Raw genomic sequence first — 25,045 nt, 5'->3', positions numbered from 1 at the left:
TCAGGTCTAAGTTGTTGATTTTAAAACTGTGGTCATCAAGCTTGAGGTTTTTTGATTGTGGTACGGTCGTTGCCATAGGGATAGGCGTAACCAAGAGATAAAAGCTCAGAGTTATAAACGCGACAAAGCTTTTAACCCATTAAACTTGAATTGAATTAACAAGGAGATAAAAAATGATTAACCAAAGAACTGACCTCGAAGGCGTGATGGTTGATGACCTCAATATCGAAGAGATGGAAGAAGTGATTGCTCCGGGCTTAACCTTAGCCGAATAAGCGAAGCACAAAATTTATCTCAACCTTCATAAACATTGCCCGAACAACAAGCAAAGCGGTCAGATGATGAACCTGACCGCTTTGCTTTTGAAAAACCACAAGGCTTTCGACAACCGCCATTGAACGAACGAAACACCCGGATTAAATCGACAACGCTCAATTCAAATTATCGCACCAGATGAAATTCGGTTTGGCGTTTGAGTATCCACGAAAATTTGCCCTGCGCATCAATCATGCCGTCTTCTTCCTCGCCGACGAATAATTCTTTGCCGCCCCATTCGGCAACCGGCGTGGTCGCTTGCAGTTCGATTGAAAACCAGGTGTTTGGCAATATCAACACATCGCCGCGACCGGGCACGCCTTGTTGCCGATCCCAAAGTCCAATCAACGGTCCCGCGCCATGTCCGTGGTCGCCAATCGGATGCGTATAAATCGTGCCGTTGATGCCCTCTTTTTTCATCTCGGCGAGCGCCTCTTGCAACACGTCATTGCCGCTGCGACCCGGCTTGATTCGTTCAATTAAAATTTCCTGCAAGCGATTGGCATTGGCTAAGGCTTTCTTGATGCCTGCCGGTACGTCGGTTTCGCCTTCGCGCAAAACATAGCCCATGTGTTGGGTATCCGTATTGAGGCGCATGGCGGTGATGCCGAAATCGACGTGCAAAACATCGCCGCGTTCGATGATGACAGGCGCGTCCTCCGAGAGCATGCGCACACCGGCTTTTGCAGGCTTTTGCACGCGAATGGACGGTTGAAACCAGGTGCCGAGTCCCAAATCATTTACCTGTTGACGCAGCCACCAGACCACATCTTCATTGGTGGTTTTGCCCGGCGTGATGACTTCATTGGAAAAGGCGCGGGCGATGAGTGAGTGAACAATCTCCATCATCTGTTTATAAATCGGCAACATCTCCGGCAACCGAATCGAGACGTATTCGAGCGCCAGATTTTCGGCGCGCACCAGACGTTTCAAATATTCGGCGGGTAAAATCGTTTCGAGTTTTTCGCGTTCGCCTGCCGACAGTCCATCGGCAAAAGCGTGCGTATGCGAAATATTGACGGCGATGGTGGCGGGCTTGCGTTCTTCAATCAATTTGCGCAGCAGCACCCATTGCCCTTCGCCATAGATTTCGCGGTTTTCAACTTCGGGGTCGCGATAGACGGTGTAGAGTCCGCCCTGCGAGCCGCCGCCAAGCGCCAGGCGTTCGACGCCTTTTTCTTCGCCGCGATCAAAGAAGATATAAATCGTGCGCCGCCTTGCGGCAAACATGGTTGGCGAGACCAGCGAATCAAAGACCGGGTCTTCATTATATTCGCGACAAATCACCAGCCACATCTGTACGCCTGCTTTGCGCATCAGCGTTGGCAAGACACGCTCAAGTCTCAGTTTCAACCATTGCTGTTGAATGGCTGCCTGTTCACGAAGCGGCGGCAGCATTTTTGGAGAAAGAATCGGCTGAATTGGCGAGAATCGGGGTGGTTGATCTGATGCAACGGACGTTGGCTTGCGTTTGATTTTTGAACCTTGAGCCAATGTTGAAAGTGATAGGATGATAGCTAACCAAAGTATCAAAGCGATGATTCGTTTTGTTCGTTTCATTCTTCACCTATTCATTTTAATTTTAACCAGATGGAAATGGATGCTGCGCCGACAAGCAAAATGCCCAGCAGAGAAATCAGATTAACACTCAACACGCCGCCAAATGAAATCGGCGTTGCATCGGCTAACCTTTTGGCGAAGCCCCAACTCACAAGCGTGGATAAGGTGAGCGTCCCCAGCAAAGCGATAATGATGTACGTGATAAGAATTGGCGTGGCGCGCGATTCGCTGAATCCGTTAAGCGCAATCAACAGAAAGATGCCGCCGAGAAAGCCGATGGCAAGCGCGACAATCATGGTGACGGAAGCGATGACAAAGAGTTTCATCCACATTGCAGAACCGCCTTTTAAATTGAGAATTCCTGAATTCCCTGATGGCGAATTTTTTTTGGCTAAGGAAATTTCAAACAGCGGGATGATACTAAACTTTTTTGTATCTCGCGCCTGTTGAAAAAAATCACCTGAGAGATGGTAAATCAAAAGAGGTCTGGTTTATTGCCAGACCTCCATAAAAACGCTGAGTAGATTGGTCAATTTATGGCGCGGGTCGCATCGAGGTGGTATTTTCGCCGAGAATCGCCGTCGCGGCGCTCGGTTTGCCATCCGCTAACAACGTGCCATCAGCAAGCAAAGTGCCGTCTGCGAGCAAGGTTCCATCGGCAAGCAGAGTGCCGCTTGCGAGCAAGGTTCCATCGGCAAGCAGAGTGCCGCTTGCAGTCATCACCCCGTCGCTGTTTTGCACGCCGCTGGTTGTCAGTCCATCGGCGCGGGTGATGTTATCACCACTGATTTCCGTGCCATCCGCCAACAGCGTTCCGCTCGCATAAACGCCCTGCCATTGGGTCATCAATTCGCTGCCGTACAGAAAACAATAATCCGTAATCACGCCCTGTCCCCAGTAACAGGTCTCTCCGACAATGCTACTGGCTTGCGGGTTGGGTAAGGCGCTATTTAACATCGCCGCACCGTTGGTTAAATCGCTCAGGTTGGTTTTCACCAGACAAGCAATGCGCACAGCGCCATCAATGTTCAATTGTCCAGCGCCCTGTTCCAGCGTATTGAACCCGCGAATCGGTTGCGCCGTGTACATTAAAATCGCTTTCACCAGACTCGGTGTGAGGTAAGGGTTGGCTTGTAACATTAAAGCCGCAGCCCCCGACACCACAGGCGCAGACATCGAGGTGCCGCTCAAATACATAGTGCCGATAGGGTATTGATAGGTAATCAATCCGCCCAGCGCCGTGATGGTTGAGTTGCTGGCAACTTTCAACGAGGGATATTGATTGACCAAAGTATTTTTAAGCGTGCTGAGCAATCCGCCTGAAGGTTTGCCTAAAGCCTGTGCCGCAATCAACCGGTTACCGGGCGCAACCAAATCGGGTTTGATTAAATTGTCATAATGTTTGACGCCCGCCGAGTCCGTATAAAATCCTCGCGTCGGTCCCCGCGAACTAAACGATGCTACCCCGTCATCCGAACGCCCATCGGTTCCCAGCGTGTTCGATGCGCCGACGGTGATAACCGAGGGGTCAATGCCCGGTGAATGAATCGCCCCATAAACTTTTCCGCCTTGCGAATCTTTCCCGTAATTGCCAGCGGCGGCGACCACCACAATGCCTGCGTTGAAAGCCCGACGCGCCGCCAGACATAGCGGGTCGGTGCGATAACTATCAGTTGGCGCAGTGCCCAAACTCAAATTGATCACCCGAATGTTGTAGGTCGCTTGATTGGCGATGCACCAGTCGAGCGCCGCAATCAACCCGCTGGCGATTCCCTGCCCGTTATCATCCAAAACTCTCAGGTTGATGAGTTTGGCATCCGGCGCAATACCTGTGTAATAGCCGTTGGAAAAATCGGATTTGCCGATGATCAGCGAAGCGACATGGGTGCCGTGTCCATAAATGTCATAAGCAGAGGCGCTGCTTGCTGTAAACGACCGCGCCACCGGCACCACATCGGAAGTTCCGCTTTCGGAATTCAACACGCTCAAATTTGAAGTGACAAAACCGCTCGCCGTCAGCGACCGATGATAGGCATTGATGCCGCTATCAATGACGGCGATGCCGACGCCGCGCCCGGTCAAAGTGGTTCCGCTGACGACAGACCGCGCCTGCGCTGCGCCGGTTGTGATTTCCAGATGACCTAAAAATTCCAACGGGCGGTCGGGACTGATATAAGCGATTTCCGGGTCACTTTCGAGTTCACGAATTTTCGATAGCGGCAATTCCGCAGCAATGAGTCCCAGGCGATTAAACGATTTATGCACACGCCCGGCAAGCGTTTGAATTTTTGCGGTTAGTGAAGCGGCGCGCATTTGATTGGCTCGCCTTTCCGTGGCAAACATTTCATCGCGAACCTCTGCGCTCACCTGATCGGCGAGTTGATGATTAAGCGGCGTGACGCTTCGCAATTGCACGATGACGCGCTCACGTTTATCGGTTTTTAATTTGCGCGAAACTTTTTCGATAGCTTCTTCGATGTCGGGAGCGATTTTATGAATGGCGTTGAGGGGTTCAAAATTGCGTTGCTGTAGATGCGCGGACGCTAACTCGGCACGCTGCGCCGAAAAAAGTTTTGGTGTCAGTTCAAAGGCAAAAATGCCGATGATAAAGGTGGTGACAATAGTCTTGAAGACCAGGTTTGCTCTCTTTTTCATGAACAATACCTCACGTGGCCATGATGAATGAAAAGCAAAAAGTTATTGCGGGTAAAGTCGTGCCAGGGTGACATCCCAATGTTCCATTGATATGAAAATACCCCTAGAGACACCGATATCCAGTGAGCTTTAAAACCCTGATTCGATTTATTGATTGAAATGTTATTCGACCCGATTTAGCGGGGTCTTTCCAAACCTTGAAACCCGACTACCCTGGATGAATAAACCCTTCAGCAGCTTCTAAAAGTGGCTGGGAGGGATAGCGACTTTAGTATGAAGATTGAATCCACCTTGTGAAGCATTGCAAAACTTCTGCAATTTTAAAGAATCAACAAAACTGGGAAGAGCAACCGTTGTTCCAGAGAAAAGAAGTAATTGATGAATCACCTAACTCTGCTATTTCCATTTGAATCTTTTGCTGTTTGTTATGCTGCCTTCGCAAAGTTGTCAGCAACCAAAGTCAAAATGAATTTCCTGGCTGACTGAGTTCAATTAAAATGACTGGGAAAATCAACCGCCGGCATTTTTTCCAATCCGCCATTCCGCTTCAAAGGCTTGCGAATTACCAAGTTTTAAATGAATGCTGGTCAAGGCAGGATGCCGCAGGAAGCGTCTATCGGAAAGCAAACCCGAATATGGATTAGTAAATATTTACTCTTGAAAAGTATTGCTATTTTTCATTCATAAAATTTGAAGGATGCTTGAAAGAATCCAGCTTGATTTTCTTCCAAGCATCCTTCTTCGGTTTGATTGCGTTCAACAATCGTTTAATTACTTTGTCACGATGCCAAGTTGCCAGAATAAAAACGTCAGGTTATCGGCAGCATCTTCAATCTGTTTAGTTACAGGGAGCCCCCCCGAATGTCCGGCTTTGGTATCGTAATGCAGAAGAATCGGTTTATCGCCGCCGGTTGACGATTGCATCAATGCTGCCATTTTTCTGGCGTGCAGCGGCGCAACCCGCGTGTCACTGTCACCGGTGGTAAACATCACTGCGGGATACTTCACACCTTTTTTGACATTGTGATAGGGCGAGTATTTCAAAATGTATTTGAACTGTTGCGCGTCTTCCGACGAACCGTATTCGGGAACCCAGAATCGCGCCACTAAAAAATTCTGATAGCGAATCATATCCAGCAGCGGCACCGCGCAAATCACCGCTTGATACAAATCGGGTCGTTGGGTCATCGCCGCGCCGACCAGTAGTCCGCCATTTGAACCGCCCGAAATCGCCAGCTTCGATGAATTGGTATATTTGTTTTGAATCAACCATTCAGCCGCCGCGATAAAATCGTCAAAGACGTTTTGTTTATTTTCGAGCATTCCGGCTTTGTGCCACTTCTCGCCAAATTCACTGCCGCCGCGCAAATTGGGAACCGCGTATACGCCGCCCATCTCTGCCCAATAAGCCGCCAGCGCCGAAAAACTTGGGCTGAGGCTGACATTGAATCCGCCATATCCGGTCAAATAAACCGGACGGTTGCCATCGAGTTGCAAGCCTTTTTTGTAAATCAAAAACATCGGAACCCGTGTGCCGTCTTTTGAGGCATACCACACCTGTTTGACAGCAATCATCGCGCTGTTGACCGGCACTTTGATTTTCGCAAACACCGTTTGTCTTCCGGTTTTCACATCATAGCGATAAATCGTTGTCGGTTGCGCGAATGAATTGAAGGTATAAAAGGCTTCCGATTTCGCCCAATCACCAATCATGCCGCTGGATGAGCCGATAGCCGGAAAGCGAATCTCTTTGATGAATTTTCCCGTCGGCTCATAGACTTTCAAACGCGAAGAAACATTCTCCAAATAATTGACGAACAATTTTCCGCCGACCATCGAAAACCCGTTCATTACAAATGGCTGTTCGGTAATGACGACTTTCCAGTTGTCTCTATCGGGCTTGTGCAAATCAATTTCAAGCAAGCGATAATTCGGCGCTTTCCAGTTGGTTTGCACATACATCTTGTCACCGGCAATAGTCGGCGCAAAACTGCCTTTCATATCTTTGATAATGGGTTTGATTTCGCCGCCTTCGGCAAGGTTTTGCACCCAGACTTCGACTTTGTCAGCCGCCGAACCGTAAAAGACATTGATGAGCAAGTAGCGTCCGTCTTCGGAAAGCCCCGCGCCGATGATGTAACCTTGATCATAACCATCGCCGAAAATTTTTGTATCCTGTTTACTGTCGGTTCCCATCCGGTGATAAAAAACCCTTGGACCTTTTTTGCCGAACTGCGAATAATAGAATCCGCTCTTATCGGGTTTCATCGAAACCCCGAAATAACGGCTCTCTTCAAGCATATCGGACAAATCCTTGCGGGTATCGACATCCATGACCTTTACGGTCACTTCGTCTTTGCCGCCCTGACGTATGCCATAGATCATCAGTTTGCCGTCTTCGGAAATATCGAGCAGCGAATAGGAGATGGTGTTATCGGCGCTTGCGCCGTTGGGGTCAAGCAGAACTTCATCTTTGCCCGTCTGCCCTTTGCGCATATAGATGACCGATTGATTCTGGTCGGCGCGACGTTTCGAGAAAAAGTAACGTCCGCCTCTTTCGGTCGGCACCCCCTGAGTATCGATTTTAAAAAGTTTTTCGAGACGCGCTTTGATGGCTTCGCGTTCGGGTCGGGCATTCAGCAGCGAATTGGTGTAAGCGATTTGCTCGTTGAGCCAGGCGCGGGTTTCCGGCGCGTCCTGGTCTTCGAGCCAGCGATAAGGGTCTGTGAGGGTGACGCCGTGAATGGTTTCCGTGACATTATCAACACGAGTCTTCGGGTACATTTTGTGTTCCTGTGCAGTGGCGATAAAACTCATCTGTAACATCAAACAGAGCAAAACGAGGGTGATGAAATGTAAAAATCTATTTCGCATAGTGTTGCCTCCTTTGAAATTTTCTCAAGGCTTTTGAACCGCAGAGGATTTCTCTGCGGTTTTCATGCTGGATTTCTTTTCAGTTTAATTTTGAAAACGACGCTTACGGTCGCTCCTTGCCTTCGAGCAATTTGGTCGCCGCGTCCAACTGTGCAGTCAGCCATTGCAACGCGGCGCTGACATTTTTCATTTGCGGTTCGATTTCGTTCCACTTTTTCTCTTCCAGAGCTTCGCGCACGCCGGGAATGGTTTTCACACCGTAGCCCGTATAAAAGCCCGGCGCGTACAACTGATGCCGGAACCACGGGCGACGCGGCAACCCCTGCTCATTGGTTAGTTTCCTTTCCGATTGATAGAGCAATTGATTTAACGCTCTGGCATCTTTGACCGCAGCGAAATTTGCGGCGCTGGCTTTCTGCAAAGCCGCTTCGTAAGCTTTGGCTTTTTCCGTGAGGTTGGCGATTGCCGATTTGAGCGGCGCAAAATTCACAGGCTTCGTGGCACTCGTTCTCGCCGCCAGGGTTTCTAATTCATTCGCGTAACGGGTGACGGTATCTGCCAGATTGGTAAACTCAAACGGCAAGACATCGGCGCTGGCAAGCCGCATAAGCAACGTGCCATTAAATTGCGCCAACCCCCGTCCATATTCAAACGTGCCATCGGAAAATCGCGTATACCAGGTGAAGGTATCGTAAATCGAATGATAGATGCCGCCGCCCGCTTCGCCGCCAAATCCCGTATTCATCGACGCGATGCCCAGATGTTGAATGAACGGCGTGTAATCGGAACCCGAACCGAGCGCGCTGATACGCAAATCCTGACGGCTGCTCAATTCTTTTCGGTCGTCATCGTTGCGCGCCATTCGTGAACGTTGCTCGCGCATCGCTTCCAATACGCTTTTACTCGCACGCGGTTGCGTGACATCGCGCGCCACTTCATTAATCAAACGTTCAAGCGTATGCGAACCGCCCGCGCCGAGCGTGCCTTTGCTGGTGCTGTCGGAATTCAAATAGGCAACACACTTTTGCGCGAGTTCCGCGGCATGATGCTCGACCCACTCGGTTGAACCAAGCAGAGCAGGTTCTTCGCCGTCCCATCCGCAAATAATAATTGTGCGTTTCGGTCGCCACCCTTGCTTGAGCAATTCGCCGAATGACCGCCCGACTTCAAGCACGGTTGACATGCCACTCACCGGGTCGTCCGCGCCATTCACCCAGGCATCGTGATGATTGCCGTAAACAATCCATTCGTCCGGGTAAGCGTTGCCTTCGATTTTTGCGACCACGTTATAAAGCGTTTTGATTGACCAGTCAAATTTGAGTTTCAAATGAATTTTGGTTGCGCCGGGTCCGACGTGATAAGTAATCGGCAACGCGCCGCGCCAACTTTCAGGAGCGACTCGTCCCGCAAGCGATTTCAGTAGCGGCAGCGCATCGCCGTAAGAAATCGGCAGCACTGGAATTTTCATAATCACTTCGGCGTCTTCGCGTTTTAAACGTTCGGCATTTTTGGTCGCGCCGATGTTTGGGGTGAGCGGGTCGCCCGGATGAATCGGCATATCCATCACCGAACCGCGTTGCACACCGACATCAGGGCGATATGGACCTTGCGGATAAACATCGCCTTGATAATAACCATCGTCCTTCGGGTCTGAATAAATCAAACAACCGATTGCGCCGTGTTCATAAGCAACTTTCGGTTTGATGCCGCGCCAGCTTGCCCCATATCGCGCAATGACGATTTTGCCTTTGACATCAACGCCCATCTTCGCCAGTTCGTCATAGTCTGCGGGCACGCCATAATTAACGTAAACCAATTCGCCGGTGACATCGCCGTCTGCGGAATAGGCATTGTAGGTTGGCAATTGATTGGCGTCCGACGAATCGGGGTCTTCGGCTAAAACCGGCTCTTTCAGTTGGGCGGTGAATTTTGTGGGCGCAACCATTTCCAGAACGCGCTCAACTGGCGTGGGAAAGAGCACATCGAATTCTTCGAGTTCGGCTTTGAATCCCCACGAACGAAACTGGTCGCGCATCCATTCGGCGTTTTGTTTGCCATAAGCCGAGCCGATGTGATGCGGTTCGGCGGAAAGCCGTTTCATGTTGTCGCGCAAGGTTTCCGGTTTCGGAATGGCGCGCATTTTTTCTTCCCAGTTCGTCTGCGCTTTGGCGTTTTCAGCGGTAAAGCCGCGCAGGGTTTTCCCGCTTTGTTGTGCTGAAACAGCGGGTAAGATGAAGTTGATGACAAGAATAATAACGAAAAACCCGTTGGTGATTTTTTTATTCGATAATTGGCGCATGATTTCCTCCTGATGTGGACGGCAAGTATATCGGGCGGGTGTGAAAGGGCGCAACGTCGCCTGCCAATCCTTGTGAAAGGGCGCACGCCTGCCAACCCTTGCGGTCTGGTTTTATAGGAAAGCCCAGTGGTGGTATATTGACCGCACTACTTCTTCATTGAAATGAGGTGCTGTATGAAAACTGCTTCTCGATTTTTTGCTCTCGGTTTGCTTCTGTGTTTGAGTTCAATCGTTCAGGCGCAATCTCCTGAAACCACCGTTCCTATCACCAACACTGGACGCTCAGGAGGTGGCACAGGGGCGATTACCGGCAGAGTGGTTTTGCCTTCGGGGCATCCGGTTAGCAACAGCGTTCGCATTCGGCTATCGAATCTGCGCGATGAAGGCATGGATTTGTTTACCGATAATAGTGGGAATTTTGTCTTTCCGAATCTTGCGCCCGGCAATTACACCATCGAAGCCATCGGCGACAACAAGCTTTATGAACCGGCAGTTGAACAGGTGTTGTTGTTGCGCGGCATGCGCGCTATGGTGGTTGTGCATTTGCGCGAAAAAGTCAATGCCAACGCCTCGAAAGGCAAAGTTATTTCCGCAGCCGAAGTTGATGTCAACATTCCCGAAGCGGCGCGCAAAGAATATAACGCTGCAACCAAACTGGTTACCCAAGGCAATCTCGAAGGGGCTGTCGAACATTACCAAAAAGCCATTGCCATTTATCCGGCATACCTTACCGCGCGCAATGATTTGGGTTCACAGTATTTGAAATTGAAAAAAATTGATGAAGCCATTGAACAGTTTGAAGCGGCGATTGAACTCAACCCGAAAGCCTTCAACCCGCAATTGAATTTAGGCATCGCGCTCATCAAACAGAAAAAATATCTGATTGCGATAGACCACCTGCAACAGGCGCTCACGATTGATAGCAGTTCGGCAGCCGTGCATTTATATTTAGGCATAGCCGCCGTTGAAACCGATGAACTGGAAACCGCCGGGCGCGAGTTGAACCTGGCAATGTCAATGGGCGGCAAAGAATTTTCCATCGGTCATTTTTACCTGGCGCAGGTGCATATGAAAAACGCTGACCGCGAAGGCGCAATCAATGAATTGAAAATTTTCATTGAGAGTACGCCAGCAAGTGAAGAAACCGCCCGCGCCAAAGAATTATTGAAAGTTTTAAGCGAAGGATAAAGGTAAAAGCAAAATCATGTCCAACCAAGCGGACGAATGTGGTTGAAGTTAATCACATCTATACTTTTCTTTTGTAGGTATTGCGATAGCTTGAAATCATCAGTCAGGACAAGGTATTTATCTTTCGACAAATCGAATATGCAGGAATCGGTGAGACCTACTTTGACGAATTCCTCGATTTTAATCGCTTCCTGGCTGGCAACGTAGTGCTCCTCAAGAGTTGAAATCTCGCTCACGAAATGAGTGAAGAATTCAGTTTTGAAAGGCTCGCCGAGTTGTCCTGAAAGATTGCTAACTTCAGTCAAAATATTTGGCGTAGTAATAATTTTTTTGAAGGAGTGAAGTAAGTCTATTAAGAGTTCATAGTCCTCGATTACAAATTGGCGGGTACGTTTAAATTTAGAAATCTGATTAGGGTCGCAGCGTCCGATGAAATAGAGTAAAAGAACATTGGTATCAATTAAAATTCCTTTCTCAACATAGCGAGAAATCAAATTTTTAATCCACTCAATCATACCTTCCTTATTTTCATCGAACGAACGGTTCCGCTATCAGCCTCAATCTCAAACGTCTTATAGTCCCTCTCATAACTTTTAGAACGAAGCGCAACATCTAAGATGTTGGCTGCTTCAACAGGACGCGTGAATCCTATCGTTATACGCCAATATTTTTTGTCATCCGATAATTCGACTTCCTCAAGTAAAATATCTTTGAACTGATCTTTAGCGGTGCTATAAAAATCTGACAAGTTATCTAAGGCAATACTTACGGCTTCTTTTACACCAATCATAACAACCTCGCTTTAAAAATCTCTGTGCGAGTTTGATTGTGGATGAAGCGGTTTTTAGTTTCAAGGATTTCTTTTCTAAAAACGGCTTCATCGCAGGTAAATGCTTGCGCTCCGGTTTTGCCTTTTTACTTTTACCTTTTAACTTTTCTATTGTCCGGCTTTTTCCTGAGCCGGGGCTTTCAAATAAGTCTCGAACCACCCTAAGACCGTGTCATACCAAAGCTCGGAGTTTTGTGGTTTCAAAATCCAATGACCTTCGTCCGGGTAGTACAACAACCGCGACGGCACGTTTTGCAGTTGCAAAGCGGTAAATAACTGCAAGCCTTCGGTGACCGGCACGCGGTAATCCAATTCACCGTGAACCACGAGCGTCGGGGTGTTGAATTTCGCGGCGAATTTATGCGGCGACCATTTGTCATACATCTGCGGGTTGGTCCACGGGCGACCTTTGAATTCCCAATCCGTGAACCACAACTCTTCGGTTGCGCCGTACATACTGGTTAAGTTGAAAACCCCTGCGTGCGAAACCAGGGCTTTGAATTTAAAGCGCGGGTCGTCATTGTGTCCCAAAATCCAGTTGACCATATAACCGCCATAACTGCCGCCCGCCGCGCCGATACGCTCTTTGTCAATGTAAGGCGCAAGCGTCACGCTGGCGACGCCGTTGGTTAAGTCTGTAAATACTTTGCCGCCCCAGTCGCCGGAAATTTCATCGGTAAAGTTTTGTCCGTAACCTGTCGAACCGCGCGGATTCGGCATAAACACCACATAACCCGCCGAGGCAAACACCTGCGGATTCCAGCGATAACTCCAGGCGTTATTCCATGCGCCTTGTGGTCCGCCGTGAATCAAGACGACGAGCGGATATTTTTTCGCGGGGTCGAAATTTGCAGGCTTGACGATATAGCCATAGACCTTGGCTTTATTCGCGCCTTCCCAACTGATTTCTTCCGCAGCGCGCAAACCGTATTGCGACATGGTTTCTTCGTTGATGCGGGTGACTTGCACAGGGCTTGTGCCATCGGCATTGGCGCGAAAAATTTCTACGGGGCGCGTCGCGCTGTTGCGCGTGAAAACAACCATCTTGCCATCGGCGCTGACTTTCAAATCATCATTCATTCCCTGCGGAATGATTTTTTTCACAGAGACATTATCGGGCGAGAGTTCGTAAACCGGCTGCCCGCCGCGTTCGAGCACCACGGCGTAGATTTTTTTGCTGTCGGGTGAAAAAGCAAAACTCTCGACGGAATTATCAATCGAACTCGAGATGGCGCGGCTCCTGCCGGTTTCGCGTTCATAGAGCACTAACCGCCAGCGGTCTGCTTCAAAAGTCGCGCGCGCCTGCGAACGATAGGCGATGTATTTGCCGTCGGGTGAATACTGCGGCGAAAGGTCTGCGCCAAGGTTCGCGCCGGTGAGGCGTTTGGCTTCGCCGCCTTCAACCGGCACGATGAATAAATCGCTGTTGGTCGAAAGCGCCTCGTCTTTATCGGTGTTGCGGGCAAACACCAACTCTTTGGAATCGGGCGAAAAGGCATAGTCTGTGGGACCGCCCAAACTGAACGGCGGCGCATCGAAATCGCCCGGCGTCATATCGCGCGCCGCGCCGCCTTCGCTGGCGACGATGAAAATATGCGCGCGTTTGCCTTCTTTCCAGAAAGTCCAGTGACGAAATAAAAGTTTGTCGGCAATCTTGGCTTTGACCTTGCTCTTGGATGCGGCTTCATCGCGTTTGGCATTGCAATCATTGTCGGCGCAATCCGGGTAGACATCAGATGTGAAGGCAAGCATTTTGCCATCGGGCGACCAGATCGGGTTGTCTGCGCCAAGCGCGATGTTGGAAACCTGTGTGGCTTTTTTGGTCGCCATATCGAGCGTCCAGATTTGTGGCGCGCCGCTCTTTGTGGAAATGAAAGCGAGTTTGGAGCCATCGGGCGACCAGCGCGGTTGACTTGCCGTTTCACCGTTTAACAGGGTTGGTGATTCGCCGCCTTTTATCGAAATCAGATACATCCTGGTGGCGCGGCGATTGGCGGTTTTGTCCGTGTCGGTGATGGTATAGGCAATCCAGTTGCCGTCGGGCGACAGTTGCGGGTCAGCAACGCGACGGATGTTGATGAGTTGGTTAATCGTAAACGGTTTGTAATCGGTTGACGTCTGGGCGGTGACGGCAGCAACAGCGGTCAACGCGATAATGAGCAAGCTGATAATCACGCGCTTCATAGAGTCTCCTTGAAAGGCTGAGTGAAGTTGGAAAACTGCAATCGAATTTTGGCTATCCGAACTTGAAGACCAGTTTTAGCACAACCGCTTTCGACAATGCCAGCGCGTGAGTTAAAATCAGCCTCCGCGCTATGGTGCGGTTGAAATCATCATCAAGGAGAGCAGATTGAATGAGTGATAACACGGAAATCACCTGTAAAAATAACGGGCCTTTGGTTATCAGTGGCGAAAATATCGTTATCAAAGACGCAGCGGGTAATACTTTCGGACTTGGCGGACGCACGGTTGTCGGGCTTTGCCGTTGCGGACACTCGAATAATAAACCGTTTTGCGACGGCACTCACGGCAGAGTCGGATTTGATTCAGCCATCGAAGCGCGCGATTTGCCGCCAAAACCGCAGGCTTAATACAAGGCAAAAGGCAAAAGGCAAAAAGTAAAATGAAATCAATTGGGTAAAAGCTGAAAGGTAGAAGTTAAAGGCGAAAAACTTTTGCCTTTTGCGATTGCCTTTCGCCTTTTGCCTTCGGGATGAGAAATGAAAACCATAAGAATAGCAAACGGACAAGGGTTCTGGGGTGATTCGCTGGAAGCGCCGGTCGAACAGGTGCGGCGTGGGCACGTTGATTATTTAACCCTCGATTATCTGGCTGAAATCACCATGTCAATCATGCAGAAACAACGCGCACGCGACCCGAAAAGCGGTTATGCGCGCGATTTCGTGGCGATGATTGAGCACATCCTTCCAGACCTGGTTGAACATAAAATCAAAGTCGTCGCCAATGCCGGAGGCGTCAATAATCCCGCGTGTCGTGATGCGTTGATTGAGGTGGCGCGGCGCACAGGATTTACCGGTCGCATCAACATTGGCATCGTTGATGGCGATGACATCATGCATAAACTCGATGATTATCTGGCGCGCGGCGTCGAACTCAGGAATATGGAAACCGGCGAACCGCTCTCTGAGATTCGTTCGCGCGTGCAAAGCGCCAATGTCTATTTCGGCGGGCGTCCGGTTGCCGAAGCTTTAAATCAAGGCGCACAAATCGTCGTCTGCGGTCGCGTCACCGATACCGGACTGGCGCTTGGCCCGCTCATTCATGAATTCGGTTGGGCAGCAGACGATTGGAATAATCTGGCAATGGGAACCATCGCCGGGCACACCGTCGAATGCGGCGCGCAATGCACCGGCGGCAACTGTTTTTATGACTGGCAAACCATTCCTCATTTAGCCGACATTGGCTATCCGATTATTGAAACTTCGGGCGACGGCGCTTTTGTGATTACCAAACATGAAGGCACCGGCGGACGCATCACCATTCAATCCATCAAAGAGCAATTGCTTTACGAGATGGGCGACCCAACGGCTTATATCACGCCCGATGGCATTGCCGATTTCACGACTATTCATCTGGAACAGGCGGGCGAAAATCGTGTGCGCTTTTCAGGCATCAAAGGCAAACCCGCGACCGAATTTTATAAGGTCAGTATCAGCTATAGCGCCGGTTGGAAAGCGGTCGGCTCACTGGTTTACGGTTGGCCTGATGCCTATTTAAAAGCGCAGGCGGCAGACCGGATTTTACGTGAGCGGTTAGACCGGCTCGGACTCAAATTTGATACGGTGATGACCGAATTTGTCGGCGTCGATGCCTGTCACGGATTGGCGCTTTCGGGTACGCCGTCAAGCGACATTCCCGAAGTGCAATTTCGCGTTGGCGTCAGAGGTCAGGATAAAACGGCGATTGAACGATTCAGCCGCGAGATTGCGCCGCTGGTGCTAAATGGACCCCCGACGGTTACAGGCTTTGCGGGCGGGCGTCCAAAAACCGAAGAGATTATCGCTTACTGGCCCGCGCTGATTCCGAAATCCGAGGTGACACCGGAAATTTCGGTGGTTGAGGGATAACCGAATAGAGATGATGCTTTCTTTAAATGGTAAACAGTACAAAGATGTGTCTCGTGAATTTCTTCATCGCTCACTTTCACTAATGAGCGATGAAGAATTTTGCGAGATATGGATTACGGCACCTGAAGGCATGTCGCTCTGTTGTCTTAAAAATAAGCATAAATGTTTTTTGATGTATTTGAGATTTGAGGGTGATTCAGGCTTTACAATTCGTAACCAAAGAACGAGTGAAAGTGAGTTGATGAAGTTTGTTTTATCAAATGGTCAGGTGGATTTTTATCCTTCCAGTTGGACGACTTCATACGAAACCGGCAAAAACGCCCTCGAATATTTTTACTCCACAAAGGCAATGGATACTCGCTTGCGGTGGAACAAAGATTAAAGGTAAGGATATGGCAAAAATAAAATTAGTTCATTTAGCGCATGCGCGTTCGGGAGATAAAGGCGATACGGCAAACGTCGGATTGATTGCGCTCAAAAGCAACTATTATCCGATACTGGTTGAACAAGTGACCGCCGGGCGCGTCAAAGAACATTTCAAAGAAATTTGTTTCGGCGAAGTCGAACGCTTTGAGGTGCCGAATCTCGAAGCATTGAATTTTCTTTTGCACAATAGCCTGGATGGCGGTGGCACGATTTCTTTGAAGACCGATGCGCAGGGTAAAACCTACAGCGCAGCATTGCTGCGTATGGAAATCGAGGTTGATGATGCGATAGCGCGCGAGGCGCTTGGCAATGCTTGATGAAGCGCGTGAACCGAACGTGTTACAATAGCGACAAAATAAGAGGTCAAAATGGCAGCGCGAATCGAACGATTTATCACCATAGACGAATTGGAATTGATGCCCGATGACGGTAATCGCTATGAACTCATAGAAGAAGAACTGCTTGTGTCTAAAGCGCCGGATTTTGCACACCAGGTTGTCATTATGAAATTGGGTCATCTGATAAATCTATACCTTGATAAAAATCCCATAGGAATTCTCGCTACCGGCGCAGGAGTTATTTTCAGCAGGTATAGCGGCGTGATTCCTGACCTCGTATTCGTAACCCATGAAACTAAAGAAAAGATTTTAGTTGGCGGCAAGTTGAAAGCCGCGCCGGAACTCGTCGGCGAAATCATTTCGCCGGGCGCGGAAAATCGTCGGCGCGACCGCGTTGCCAAACGCCATCTGTATGGCAAGTATGGCGTTCAGGAATATTGGATCGTTGACCCCAAAGCTCGCACCGTTGAAATTTATCATCTCAACGAAAAAGTTTTAATGCTTACGGCAAAACTCAAAGAAAAAGAGTCATTTCGGTCATCGGTTTTGAAAAACTTTTCTTGCAAAGTTGCAGATATATTTGTGGATTTGGATTAGCGCCTCTTTGCAGGCGCTCGCAAAAATCCGTTATGTAATGATTCAGGCTATTATTTTAAATTGGTTTACCCGTACCCCATTTATTTAAACCACGAGGAAACTTCTATGGATGTTCAGGAAGTGATGCAACAACTGGAAGCCGCAGGCAGTGAGCAGACCAGAAAAACTTACCGGCGTCATGGCGTAACCAATGAAATGTTCGGCGTGAGTTACGCCGCGCTCTATGCGCTTCAGAAAAAGATTAAGATCAATCAAGACCTCGCCAAAAAACTTTGGGCTACGGGAAATCACGACGCGCAGGTCTTGGCTACTCTGATAGCCGACCCCAGGCAATTTACCGCCAAAGAATTTGAAAGCTGGGCAAAAGATTTAAATAACAATGTGATTAGCGATGCCTTTGCCAAACTGGCGGCGGCGTCCCCGCTTGCCCAAAAATTGTCGGAGAAATGGCGCGACGCAAAAAGCGAATGTTTAGGACAAACCGGCTGGCTGATGCTGGCGGTGACTGCCGCGAATAAGGCTTTGCCTGATAGTTATTTTGAACCATTTCTTGAAACTATCGAACGCGACATTCATTCGCGCAAAAATCGTGTGCGCCATTCAATGAACAATGCTCTGATTGCCATCGGTCTGCGCGATAAGTTGCAGAAACGGGCGCTCGCAGTAGCCAAAAAAATCGGTAAAGTTGAAGTCGATCATGGCGATACCAATTGCAAAACTCCGGATGCCGGGCAATACATCCTCAAAGCTGCTGAACATCGAAAGCGAAAGGCTGCCGGAATTTGAGCAGCACACAATGATCATTTATCTGGTAAAGGAGATTCATGGATAGCCCTTCAGTTTCCAAGTCCGAATGGACGCTGACGGCGGATGCCTTTGCCGGATTTCTCGCCTATCTGGACGCCAACCAGGACCGCGCCGGAGAAAAATATGAAACGCTCCGCTTGATGCTGGTGAAATTTTTCGACTGGCGGGGCGCACATTTTCCCGAAGAGTGCGCCGATGAAACCTTCAATCGTGTCATCAAAAAAATCGAAGCGGGAGAAGAGATTCGCGACATTGCCACCTATTGCCGAGGGGTGGCGCGGCTGCTTTTTCTGGAAACCTTGAAACATCCTGACCAGCGTTCAGTCAGTCTCGATGAGTTACAACATGCCGCCGAAAACCTTACTGAAAATGCCGATGCCGACCGGCAACGCGAATGTTTTGAACACTGCCTGAATCAATTGCCGGTTGAGAGCCGACAGTTGATTCTTGAATATTATCGGGATGAAAAACGCGACAAAATTGATAATCGTCTGGCGCTTGCCGAACGGCTCGGCATTCCGCTCAATGCGTTACGAAGCCGCGCCCAACGGGTGCGCAATAAACTTGAAAATTGCGTCAAGCGATGTATGAAATGAGGGTTGCGCGAAAATATTTATTTCTTCCGACATGAATTCGCAGGTTTTGCCAGTAGTCAGTAGAAAGAGGGGTTTCATTCGTTCGGGTTTCCCGGCGAATGAGCAAACGGGTAATGAAAACAACCATTCAGGAAAATTTGATCAGTCGTTATCTGCTTGGTGATTTGCCTGAAAACGAGATGCAATCGCTCGAAGACAGGTTTTTCGCCGACAGCGAAACCTTTGAGCAGGTCTGGGCGATTGAAAATCAACTGGTTGATGCTTATGTGCGCAACCAACTGCGAGCCGAAGAGAAAACTTTGTTTGAGAAAAATTATCTGGCATCGCCGGTGCATCGCGAGCGTGTGGCATTTGCCAGAACGCTGGCGCAGGCGGTTGATACCATCGATAACAAAACCTCAACGATTTCCGGGCATCGCCTGTCGTGGTGGTCTGCATTGCTGGCAATGCTTAGAACTCCTCGATGGGGTTGGGCAATGGCAACAGCAATGCTTTTGTTGATTGCCGCCGGCAGTTGGTTGGTTTACGAACGGGCGCGACTCAGTGAACAAATCCATCAACTCGATCAGGCAAAAACCCTTGAGCAACAACGCGCCGAAGAGCTTGAAAAAGCGATTGCCAGCGAGCGCCAACAAAATGACAAACTGGCGGCTGAACTCGAACGTTTGCGCGCCGCGCCGCCATCGCCGGATAAAAATGAACCGCTTCCAGCGAAACCTACTGAAGCGCCTCTGGTGGTTTCATTTTTGCTGACTCCGAAAATGCTGACGCGCGGCGGCGGCGAACCGCAGGTGTTGAAGCTTCCGAAAAACGCCAGCGCCGTTCTTTTAAAAATCCCGGTTGAAGAAACCGCGGCGCGACAATTTCAAGTCTCGTTAAGAACCGTCGAAGGCTTACAGGTTTTCAGCAGTGGCGTTATCAAAAACCGGGCGATGGTTGCAGTTCGTATCCCAGCCGATAAACTGGCAACCGCTGATTATATTTTGTCGCTTTCCTCGACAACCGCGACGCAGGGGGCAGAAGAACTCAACCGTTATTTTTTCCGAATCATCCGGCAATAAATTTTGATGGGCAGGGTTAATGCCGCCCGATTAAGAACATCGTGTCGCTTGATTCCCGCAAAAAAAATTCCGCGAATTGCTTTCCATCAAGGTGTAGCAAGACCATCCTGGTTTTAGCTGATTGCGCTTTCCGCTAGAGAAGAAATTTTTAACCTGCCGCAGCTATTCCGCGACATGATTGTCGCCCACTTGCCACTAGAAAATGTGGATGAATCTTCGCTCTCCCTAAATAACCCATTAGACCCTGAAAGGAACGGTAACAATTTATGAAACGATTAAAGAGCTTAGTTTTGCTCACTGTGATGGTTGTATTGGCGCTTAACATTAGCCTCGCTCAAAACGTTATCCAACCTAAACCTGAAATGAGGAAGAAGGCGCAACCCTCCCTGTTGGCGGCAACCAGCAGTCCGGTAACCGGTAGCGGCACCCCGGGGCGACTCTCAAAATGGGTCGGGACATCAAGTTCAACCACTTTTGTTATCAGCGATTCAAACATCTTTGAAGACAAATTCGGCAAGATCGGAATTGGCACCAGCGCGCCCACTTCACCACTAACAGTTCAAGGAATGATTGAAACCACGCTTGGCGGCTATAAATTCCCTGACGGCAGTGTACAGACAACCTCGGCTGCCGCGGCGCTGTTTTCGGTGGCGCATGATACATCGCTTCAGGGCAATGGCACCGACGGTTCGCCGCTCGGCGTGGCTATCCCGCTAATCCTTACCGGCGATGTTTCTAACGGCAACGGAGTCATCACAGTAACCAACACGGCGGCTGGCGGTCCGTCATTATTCGCTGTTGGTGGCAATGCCAATGCAATGATTGGCGGTGGATCAGGGTTATTAGCGCTTGGCGGCACCGGCGGCACTGGCGGCGCTACTTCTCCCGGTGGCGTCGGAGTGGTTGGCTTTGGGGGTTCCGCTTCCAACGGTTCGGGCGGCACCGGTGGCAGTTTGATTGGTGGCGTGAGCACTGCCGGGAACGGTGGCGATGGACTCTTCGCGGTTGGCGCACTCGGCGTAGGCATGGGCAAAAAGGGCGGCAGAGGTATTGTGGCGATTCCCGGCGGCGGCGCAGGCGGCGCAACCGCCGGACTTGCAGGTGAATTTCTTGGCGATGTTGAAGTCTCAGGTAATCTCGCCAAAGGCGGCGGCTCCTTCAAAATCGATCACCCGCTCGACCCGGAAAATAAATACCTCTATCACTCATTCGTTGAATCGCCCGAGATGATGAACATTTACAACGGCAATATCATTACCGACGCAACCGGCGAAGCAATCGTTCAGATGCCCGATTATTTTGAAGCCTTAAATCGCGATTTCCGTTATCAACTCACGGTCATCGGCACCTTTGCGCAAGCCATCGTTGCCGAAAAAATTAAAGGCAATTTCTTCCGCATCAAAACCAACGCGCCGAATGTTGAAGTCAGTTGGCAAGTCACAGGCGTTCGTCAGGATGCTTACGCCAACAAACACCGCATTCCGGTTGAAGAAGCCAAGCGCGAGCGCGAACGCGGCTACTATCTCCATGCGGATGCCTTCAATCAGCCTGAGGAACGCAGCATCAATTTCGCGCGCAATCCCGAAATGATGCAGCGTGTGAAAGAGCAACGCGAGCAACTCAAACAACAACAGAAAGCTTCGCGAATACGAAATTAATCGGGTTATACTGTTTGGTCGTTGGAAACCCGGCAGCTTGATCACTCAAAGAAATCTTGCGCCAATTTATCGTGTGTCTGGCGCAAGATTTCTTTGAGTGCTAGCTTATTAATCGGAAAATATTCGCTCCGTGCAATCTATGTGAACACTTATTAAAATCAAGCAATTCGTTTCCTCACCATCAACCGTATTGCCTTACGAAAGATTTCGAGGTTTGTAAGGAGGTATATCGTGACTCAATCAATATTCTTTCCCCGACCGACATTACTCAGACAAATCAAATGGTTGCTCTGGAGTTTGCTGATCTTGTGGCTTGGGCTTGCTTTGGGGGTTCCGGTCTCTCGCGCCGCACACCACCTGCCTCTACAACAAGCAGAATCCGTAGAGGAACTTTCGCCCACCAAAGCCGTCGAACGCGAACTGCAAGGCGGCCAAACCCATACCTATACGCTCACGATTGAAGCAGGGCAGTTTACGGTAATCTCCATCAAACAGCAGCGCCGCCTTGAATTGGTGATGACGATTATGGCTCCCGATATGCAGAAGCTGGCGGAAACCACCAATGACGAGGTTTCCCTGCTTGCCGAAACCTCGGGCAAGTATCAGGTACAGATTCGCGCAAAACACAACTCTGCGCCCGCCAGCCGGTACGAAATCCATATCACGCCGATACAGGCAGCCACCGCGCAGGCTAAAGCCCGTGCCCTAGCCGAACGAAATATCAGTGAAGGAACACCGCTCTTTGCAAAAGCCAAGACGGCTTCTATCCGCGAAGCGATTGAGAAATTCCAAACCGCAGTGTCCTTGTCTCGTGAAGCCCGGCAACCTTCGCTTGAAGCTTACGCGCTTTTATTGGTCGCGCAAGCTTACCTGTCGTTGAACGAAAAAATGCAGACAGCCCGCGAATATATCAATCAAGCCTTGTCACTGGCGCGCGCCGAGGGCAATCAATTGCGTGAAGCCCAGGCGCTAAGGGAACTCGGTCGAACGTACCTTATCGTTGAAGGCGCACAGGAAGCGATTTCATACTTTGACCAATCCTTAAAAATCCATGAAGCCATCGGCAATCTCAAAGGAAAAGCCAACGCTTTGCAAGTTAAGGGGCACGCCTTAATCGAACTGGGAAATCAACAGGAAGCGCTGAATTGTTATGAACAAGCCCTGGCTGCTTTTAAAGCTATCGGGGATCGTCCGGGTGAAGCCTCAATTTATAACGGTCTGGCTTTGACATACCGGGATTTGGGAGATTTTCAAAATGCCTTGGAAAACTACCAGCAGGCATTACTGAACAGTCAGGCGGTCAAAGATGCAGTGCTTGAACTGATGGTCTTTAATAATATGGGAATCATTTATAAAGACCTGGGCGATTACCCCAAAGCGCTCGATTCGTATCAACAGTCGCTCAACATCAGTCGCCGTCTCGACAATGTGGTTGCAGAAGCGCAGTTGCTCAACAATATCGGCAACGTGCATCGGGCGGAAGGTAATAATCCTAAGGCGCTGGAATACTATAATCAGGCGCTGCCGCTTTTTCGTCGCCTCAAAATGCGCGGCGGTGAAGCGATGGCGCTCAACAATATCGGAGCCATTTATTACCAGTTGGAAGACCCTCAGAAGGCGCTGGATTATCACGAACAATCCCGCCAGATTCGCGTCGCCCTGGGCGACCGCCGGGGCGAAGCTTCAGCTTTCAACCAAGCGGGTCGCGCCTGGCATAAACTCGGCAACGCAGAAAAAGCCCTCGATTGCCTGCGGCGCTCTCTGGAAATTCGCAAACAATTGAACGACCCGCTCGGCGAAGCTGAAAACTTATTAAATATTGCGCGGGTTGAACGCGACCGTGGACAATTAGCCGAATCCAGAACCCAGAGCCAGGCGGCGCTTTCGATCATTGAATCCTTGCGGGCAAACATCGCTGATGCCGGGTTGCGCGCCACTTATGTTGCGCGTATGCAGGAGACCTACGAATTCTATGTTTCCCTGTTGATGTTGATGCATCAACAAAACCCGTCTTCCGGTTATAATGCAATGGCGCTCGATACCAGTGAACGCATTCGCGCCCGCGTTCTGCTGGAATTGCTCGCGGAAGCCCGCGCTGATATTCGCCAAGGGGTTGATCTGGCGTTGCTCGAACGTGAGCGCGCCTTGCAAAAATCGCTCAACGCCAGTTCGGAAAAATTGACCCAACTGCTCGGCAGCAACCCCACTCAGGAACAAAAAGCCGCCGCCGAAAAAGCCTCGAACGACATCTTGATCAGCTATCAGGAAGTGCAGGCGCAAATTCGCCGAAACAGTCCACGCTATGCGGCGCTCACCCAACCTCAACCGCTTTCAGCAACCGAGATTCAACAACAACTTGATGACCAGACCGTGCTGCTGGAGTTTGCGCTTGGCGAAAACCAGAGCTGGCTGTGGGCGGTCACGCGCACAACCATCGACAGTTATCAATTATCAAACAGCCGTGAAATCGAATCCGCCGCGCGCAAGGTCTATGAATTGCTCATCGCCCGACAGCCACGAAAAGGTGAAAACGCGACGCAGTATCGATCCCGCGTCAATCAAGCCGATGCCCAATGGCAAACCGCTTCCTCATCGCTTAGTCAACTGCTTTTCGGGCAACTTGCCGCCAAATTTCAAAATGAGTGGAAAGGCAAACGACTGGCTATCGTCGCTTCCGGCGCGCTTGAATATATTCCCTTCTCGGCTTTGCCCGTGCCAGTGGTCGGTAGCCCGTCGACGGTCGTCAGTGAGCAAACAGCAGGTGACCGGTCTGCTGCCAATCAACAGCCGGTAATTCATAGCCAACCCCGGACTATCGGCTACCGACCGCTGATTGCCGAACGCGAAATCATCAATCTGCCATCAGCCTCAGTGCTGGCAGCCATTCGTCGCGAAACCGCTGGCAGAAAGCCCGCTGAAAAAACCCTTGCGGTCATCGCCGACCCGGTCTTTGAAGCGAGCGACCCGCGTGTACTTAGCGCCGGAAAGAGAGCTTCAAATAAGCCGCTCACTGTCAGGGTGCGTTCAGGCGATGAAGCGCCAATGCCTGTCGAAAATCAACGGTTATCGACTGCGCCACAACCTGCCGAATTGCTGAATTCAATGAGAAGTTTCACTCTCATCAATGAACGCGGCGGATTTTCCCGTCTGCCTTTCTCACGCGATGAGGCTGAGGCAATCACCTCACTGACGGCTAAAAACGCTTCCTTGAAAGCCACAGACTTTCAAGCCAATCGGGCAAATGTCGTAAGCGGCGAACTCTCGCATTTTCGCATCCTGCATTTTGCCACTCACGGTTTACTCAACAGCGAGCACCCGGAACTTTCCGGGCTGGTGCTTTCTCTGGTTGATGAACAGGGCAAGCCGCAAAACGGTTTTTTGCGTATGCACGAAATCTACAACCTGAATCTCCCGGCTAGCCTCGTCGTTTTAAGCGCTTGTCAGACGGCGCTCGGCAAACAGATCAAAGGCGAAGGGTTGGTGGGACTGACGCGCGGGTTTATGTATGCCGGCACTGAGCGCGTCGTAGCGAGTCTCTGGCAAGTTGATGACCTGGCGACCGCTGAACTGATGAAAAATTTTTATCGCGCCATGTTGAAAGATGGCAAACGACCGAGTGAGGCTTTGCGGTTGGCGCAACTGGCGATGTTCAAACAGAAACCCTGGTCGTCGCCCTATTACTGGGCAGCTTTTACCATCCAGGGCGATTGGAAATAATTTCTTGAATTTTTCTTATAGAGTTGAAGCTTTCCGT

General features: G+C 50.0%; 19 protein-coding genes. 11 read left to right on the top strand and 8 right to left on the bottom strand.

Going from position 1 to position 25,045, the window contains the following annotated elements:
- Window positions 1-441: 441 nt before the first annotated feature.
- The 5 genes from AB1757_25585 to AB1757_25565 all read right to left on the bottom strand — a co-directional run bounded on the left by AB1757_25585 (window position 442) and on the right by AB1757_25565 (window position 9,703).
- Window positions 442-1,875: a M24 family metallopeptidase gene (locus tag AB1757_25585; GenBank protein ID MEW6130432.1), complete on the bottom strand. Its 1,434-nt coding sequence runs from the start codon at window positions 1,873-1,875 to the stop codon at window positions 442-444.
- Window positions 1,876-1,886: 11 nt separating this feature from the next.
- Window positions 1,887-2,207 (bottom strand): hypothetical protein, encoded by a 321-nt coding sequence (locus AB1757_25580; GenBank protein ID MEW6130431.1) that lies wholly within the window; start codon window positions 2,205-2,207, stop codon window positions 1,887-1,889.
- Between the two features lie 202 nt (window positions 2,208-2,409).
- Window positions 2,410-4,530, bottom strand: a complete 2,121-nt coding sequence (locus tag AB1757_25575; GenBank protein ID MEW6130430.1) for a S8 family peptidase — start codon at window positions 4,528-4,530, stop codon at window positions 2,410-2,412.
- A 771-nt stretch (window positions 4,531-5,301) separates the two neighbouring features.
- On the bottom strand, window positions 5,302-7,404 hold the full coding sequence (locus AB1757_25570; GenBank protein ID MEW6130429.1) for a prolyl oligopeptidase family serine peptidase: 2,103 nt from the start codon (window positions 7,402-7,404) through the stop codon (window positions 5,302-5,304).
- A gap of 103 nt (window positions 7,405-7,507) precedes the next feature.
- Window positions 7,508-9,703 carry a transferrin receptor-like dimerization domain-containing protein gene (locus AB1757_25565; GenBank protein MEW6130428.1) on the bottom strand — a complete coding sequence of 732 codons (2,196 nt, stop codon included), beginning with the start codon at window positions 9,701-9,703 and terminating at the stop codon, window positions 7,508-7,510.
- Window positions 9,704-9,877: 174 nt separating this feature from the next.
- On the opposite strand from AB1757_25565, the gene AB1757_25560 reads away from it, so the two are divergent.
- Window positions 9,878-10,891, top strand: a complete 1,014-nt coding sequence (locus AB1757_25560) for a tetratricopeptide repeat protein (GenBank protein ID MEW6130427.1) — start codon at window positions 9,878-9,880, stop codon at window positions 10,889-10,891.
- Between the two features lie 14 nt (window positions 10,892-10,905).
- Here AB1757_25560 and AB1757_25555 read toward each other — a convergent pair whose 3' ends face one another.
- The 3 genes from AB1757_25555 to AB1757_25545 form a co-directional block, all read right to left on the bottom strand.
- Window positions 10,906-11,406 carry a PIN domain-containing protein gene (locus AB1757_25555; protein ID MEW6130426.1) on the bottom strand — a complete coding sequence of 167 codons (501 nt, stop codon included), beginning with the start codon at window positions 11,404-11,406 and terminating at the stop codon, window positions 10,906-10,908.
- Entirely contained in the window at window positions 11,403-11,681 is a 279-nt protein-coding gene (locus AB1757_25550; protein ID MEW6130425.1) for a hypothetical protein, read from the bottom strand. Before AB1757_25550 ends, AB1757_25555 begins: the two co-directional genes overlap by 4 nt.
- Before the next feature lie 147 nt (window positions 11,682-11,828).
- Window positions 11,829-13,904, bottom strand: coding sequence for a S9 family peptidase (locus tag AB1757_25545; GenBank protein MEW6130424.1), 2,076 nt, complete (start codon window positions 13,902-13,904; stop codon window positions 11,829-11,831).
- 170 nt (window positions 13,905-14,074) lie between these two features.
- Here AB1757_25545 and AB1757_25540 point away from each other — a divergent pair, with 170 nt between their 5' ends.
- The 10 genes from AB1757_25540 to AB1757_25495 all read left to right on the top strand — a co-directional run bounded on the left by AB1757_25540 (window position 14,075) and on the right by AB1757_25495 (window position 25,008).
- Entirely contained in the window at window positions 14,075-14,311 is a 237-nt protein-coding gene (locus AB1757_25540; GenBank protein ID MEW6130423.1) for a CDGSH iron-sulfur domain-containing protein, read from the top strand.
- A 129-nt stretch (window positions 14,312-14,440) separates the two neighbouring features.
- Window positions 14,441-15,808, top strand: a complete 1,368-nt coding sequence (locus AB1757_25535; protein ID MEW6130422.1) for an acyclic terpene utilization AtuA family protein — start codon at window positions 14,441-14,443, stop codon at window positions 15,806-15,808.
- A gap of 10 nt (window positions 15,809-15,818) precedes the next feature.
- Entirely contained in the window at window positions 15,819-16,190 is a 372-nt protein-coding gene (locus AB1757_25530; GenBank protein ID MEW6130421.1) for a hypothetical protein, read from the top strand.
- A 10-nt stretch (window positions 16,191-16,200) separates the two neighbouring features.
- Window positions 16,201-16,551, top strand: a complete 351-nt coding sequence (locus AB1757_25525) for a hypothetical protein (GenBank protein ID MEW6130420.1) — start codon at window positions 16,201-16,203, stop codon at window positions 16,549-16,551.
- 51 nt (window positions 16,552-16,602) lie between these two features.
- Complete coding sequence (locus AB1757_25520) at window positions 16,603-17,169, top strand: Uma2 family endonuclease (GenBank protein MEW6130419.1); 567 nt, start codon at window positions 16,603-16,605, stop codon at window positions 17,167-17,169.
- A gap of 105 nt (window positions 17,170-17,274) precedes the next feature.
- A complete protein-coding gene (locus AB1757_25515; protein MEW6130418.1) occupies window positions 17,275-17,955 on the top strand; it encodes a DNA alkylation repair protein in 681 nt (226 codons plus the stop codon).
- A 38-nt stretch (window positions 17,956-17,993) separates the two neighbouring features.
- The gene (locus tag AB1757_25510; protein MEW6130417.1) at window positions 17,994-18,572 is read left to right on the top strand and encodes a sigma-70 family RNA polymerase sigma factor; all 579 of its coding nucleotides are present in this window, start codon (window positions 17,994-17,996) and stop codon (window positions 18,570-18,572) included.
- Between the two features lie 113 nt (window positions 18,573-18,685).
- A complete protein-coding gene (locus AB1757_25505) occupies window positions 18,686-19,633 on the top strand; it encodes a hypothetical protein (protein MEW6130416.1) in 948 nt (315 codons plus the stop codon).
- 266 nt (window positions 19,634-19,899) lie between these two features.
- Window positions 19,900-21,291, top strand: coding sequence for a hypothetical protein (locus AB1757_25500; protein ID MEW6130415.1), 1,392 nt, complete (start codon window positions 19,900-19,902; stop codon window positions 21,289-21,291).
- A 231-nt stretch (window positions 21,292-21,522) separates the two neighbouring features.
- Window positions 21,523-25,008, top strand: a complete 3,486-nt coding sequence (locus tag AB1757_25495; GenBank protein MEW6130414.1) for a CHAT domain-containing tetratricopeptide repeat protein — start codon at window positions 21,523-21,525, stop codon at window positions 25,006-25,008.
- The last annotated feature ends 37 nt before the right edge of the window (window positions 25,009-25,045 follow it).

The sequence above is a fragment of the Acidobacteriota bacterium genome (genome assembly GCA_040754075.1).
Classification (GTDB): domain Bacteria; phylum Acidobacteriota; class Blastocatellia; order UBA7656; family UBA7656; genus JBFMDH01.
This window is presented reverse-complemented; position numbering and strand designations above follow the sequence as displayed.

Excerpts from the sequence above, each read along its gene's own strand:
- AB1757_25585 (MEW6130432.1), bottom strand. The coding sequence starts at position 1,875 with ATGAAACGAACAAAACGAATCATCGCTTTGATACTTTGGTTAGCTATC.
- AB1757_25580 (MEW6130431.1), bottom strand. The coding sequence starts at position 2,207 with ATGTGGATGAAACTCTTTGTCATCGCTTCCGTCACCATGATTGTCGCG.
- AB1757_25575 (MEW6130430.1), bottom strand. The coding sequence starts at position 4,530 with ATGAAAAAGAGAGCAAACCTGGTCTTCAAGACTATTGTCACCACCTTT.
- AB1757_25570 (MEW6130429.1), bottom strand. The coding sequence starts at position 7,404 with ATGCGAAATAGATTTTTACATTTCATCACCCTCGTTTTGCTCTGTTTG.
- AB1757_25565 (MEW6130428.1), bottom strand. The coding sequence starts at position 9,703 with ATGCGCCAATTATCGAATAAAAAAATCACCAACGGGTTTTTCGTTATT.
- AB1757_25560 (MEW6130427.1), top strand. The coding sequence starts at position 9,878 with ATGAAAACTGCTTCTCGATTTTTTGCTCTCGGTTTGCTTCTGTGTTTG.
- AB1757_25555 (MEW6130426.1), bottom strand. The coding sequence starts at position 11,406 with ATGATTGAGTGGATTAAAAATTTGATTTCTCGCTATGTTGAGAAAGGA.
- AB1757_25550 (MEW6130425.1), bottom strand. The coding sequence starts at position 11,681 with ATGATTGGTGTAAAAGAAGCCGTAAGTATTGCCTTAGATAACTTGTCA.
- AB1757_25545 (MEW6130424.1), bottom strand. The coding sequence starts at position 13,904 with ATGAAGCGCGTGATTATCAGCTTGCTCATTATCGCGTTGACCGCTGTT.
- AB1757_25540 (MEW6130423.1), top strand. The coding sequence starts at position 14,075 with ATGAGTGATAACACGGAAATCACCTGTAAAAATAACGGGCCTTTGGTT.
- AB1757_25535 (MEW6130422.1), top strand. The coding sequence starts at position 14,441 with ATGAAAACCATAAGAATAGCAAACGGACAAGGGTTCTGGGGTGATTCG.
- AB1757_25530 (MEW6130421.1), top strand. The coding sequence starts at position 15,819 with ATGATGCTTTCTTTAAATGGTAAACAGTACAAAGATGTGTCTCGTGAA.
- AB1757_25525 (MEW6130420.1), top strand. The coding sequence starts at position 16,201 with ATGGCAAAAATAAAATTAGTTCATTTAGCGCATGCGCGTTCGGGAGAT.
- AB1757_25520 (MEW6130419.1), top strand. The coding sequence starts at position 16,603 with ATGGCAGCGCGAATCGAACGATTTATCACCATAGACGAATTGGAATTG.
- AB1757_25515 (MEW6130418.1), top strand. The coding sequence starts at position 17,275 with ATGGATGTTCAGGAAGTGATGCAACAACTGGAAGCCGCAGGCAGTGAG.
- AB1757_25510 (MEW6130417.1), top strand. The coding sequence starts at position 17,994 with ATGGATAGCCCTTCAGTTTCCAAGTCCGAATGGACGCTGACGGCGGAT.
- AB1757_25505 (MEW6130416.1), top strand. The coding sequence starts at position 18,686 with ATGAAAACAACCATTCAGGAAAATTTGATCAGTCGTTATCTGCTTGGT.
- AB1757_25500 (MEW6130415.1), top strand. The coding sequence starts at position 19,900 with ATGAAACGATTAAAGAGCTTAGTTTTGCTCACTGTGATGGTTGTATTG.